This window comes from Microbacterium sp. Leaf351, from assembly GCF_001423825.1.
Taxonomy (GTDB): domain Bacteria; phylum Actinomycetota; class Actinomycetes; order Actinomycetales; family Microbacteriaceae; genus Microbacterium; species Microbacterium ginsengisoli.
On record NZ_LMPK01000024.1, the window covers coordinates 864 to 3,030 of the forward strand.

Sequence of the window (2,167 nt, forward strand, 5' to 3'; positions counted from 1 at the left end):
CGGTCTTGAGTTGCGCAACGGGACCCGATTGCCTCGCTCCGAGGTGAGGAAAGTTTCCTCCGATCTCGATTCGCTTCGGGCCCTCATCGCTGAGGAGTCGACCTCGTCGTATTTCGACTGGATCCCTGTGCTGGACAGGAACTTCGCTGAGGCTCAAGCCCATGCCGTCGCGGAAGTCTTCATTGGAACACCGCATGAAGCGAAGGTCCTCGTGTGGGCCGCAGAAAGGGAATACCGCGAAGGACGTATTCAATCGTCCCAGGAGCTTGCCGGAACCGCTCTCGCCCTCGCTCCACTCGACGCTTGGTCCAGCGTCCGCGGAACCGTGCGACGCGACGCTATCCGGGTGCTGGTGACATGCGGAGCGATGACGCCCACCGGCGCCGCGCAGGACTTCGTCCGCTTCGTCACTGAGGAGCACTGGTACAGCAGCATGCTGAACACGGATGTGGACGAGATATTCGCGGCGTTCGGTGTGGACACTTCCGGCAGTGGATACTGGGAGACCGTCCGCGAGTACCTCGAGGCGCTATCGGAGAATCTTGAGCTTCCGCCGCCGCCCGAGGCTCCCATGCTCAAGTGGTGGCTTTCCGCGACCGTCCCGGGTCAGCGTTCCGCCTCGCCGTTGACGGCAGATCAGGCGATTGCAGAGTTGGCTGCAATGCACCTGACGCACCCAGCCTGGGCCGTTCGGGAGGGAACGGCAGAGGTTGTGGTCTCCGCGCTGAAGCGCGGTTCGAAGGCGGTCGTCGATGCACTAATACGGCTGTTTGATGCCGCCGCAACCGACGATGTGCTCGAGTCTGTTGCATCCTGCTTGGCCGCAGCCGGGCCCGTCAGGGATGCCGCACTGGATCCGTTGCGTGCTCGCATTGCGACTCACAGGAGCATGGTTATCCGACGACTCTCCGCGCCCGATGCGAGGACCCACGAGTTAAGAATTGCCCGCCCGTTACCCGCCGTCTACCGTCTGCAACTGTTGGATATCGACGGACCGGAGCCCGAAACCCGCTTTGGCGTCGACCCACCGTTTCTCGAACCTTTCCGAGACGGCTACCTCTTGCTGTCGAAGTATTGCGATCTCGACGTCAACACGCTCCTCGCGGTCGCTGGTCAGTACGCCACGAAGGCGCTGGCGTCTCTGCCTGAATCCAAGTCTGCGATGGGTGCCCTGCTCGATGCGAGCATGAAGCTGACACACCCCAGTTCAGTGGTCCTCGCATCGCGGAGCGCGTTCGGGTACGTCCTGGGTGATCTCGTCGATTCCGGGAGACTGGGCCCCCTTCCCCCTCATGCGGAGCGAGCATTGAGAACCGGAGATATCGCGATGGTCGGACGTGGGTGCGACCGGATGCCGAACATGCTTCCGGCCCACCCGCCGGCAGGTCATGACCAGACCCCGGAAGCGTGGGCTGCCGGAGCTGAAGCTCGGCTGGACGAGTACGTCCGATCGAGCCGGACCGGCCCCGATCAGATCGTCGGAGCGCGGAGCGACCTTGCGGTCCTGAATTGGCCGCACGTCGAGGAGCGCTTCGCATGCGATCTGGTCCGGCGCGGTGAAGCCAGCGCACGCACGGCAATCAGAATCAACACGCGAACCTCCGACCTCGCAGAACTTCCCCATCCACCCGCGGACACCGACACGGTCCCGTTCCTGCTTCGAAACCAAAGCAACGCATTCATGGAGCGACGCGCGAACTGGCTGGCAGTGCACCCCAGCCTGGCCAGCACGCTGAACTGGAACCCGGACCTTGAGTATCTCGGTGGTTGGCAGACGCGGATGGGCCGACCTGCCGCGTTGACGACGATCTGGACCAACGGCAGTTGGGGTCGTCAGGGCCAAATGTTTGATGACGCGGTTTCAGAGGGCTGCGCGGTGGTGCTCACGCCGGATGGCTTAGCTGAGGCCACGGCCCTACTTGGCCCGCTCGATCTGATTTTCAGGCTGTCGCGTTTTGACCACCACGGAGAAGGGCTTGAGACGACCGTTGCTCGTCGGGTTGAACTGTGAACGACGAGCCTCGCAGCTGCACGAAGTGGGCGAGTCCGTCAGCGTTGCGGACGTGTTTACCACTAAGTACCCAACGCTCGTGATCGGTGGCGGCGTCTCCTGGAGTCCCGCGGGGTGGTGGTCTTTCGGGCCCGCGGCGTCGTGACCGCGACGGGG

The 2,167-nt window shown here is 63.4% G+C and carries 1 protein-coding gene; it reads left to right on the forward strand.

Features of this window, described 5'->3' with window-relative positions; all coding sequences use genetic code 11:
• The coding region (locus ASG00_RS08140) for a hypothetical protein (protein WP_200930892.1) at positions 1–2,011 on the forward strand (2,011 nt) is incomplete at its 5' end.
• Between the last annotated feature and the right edge of the window lie 156 nt (positions 2,012–2,167).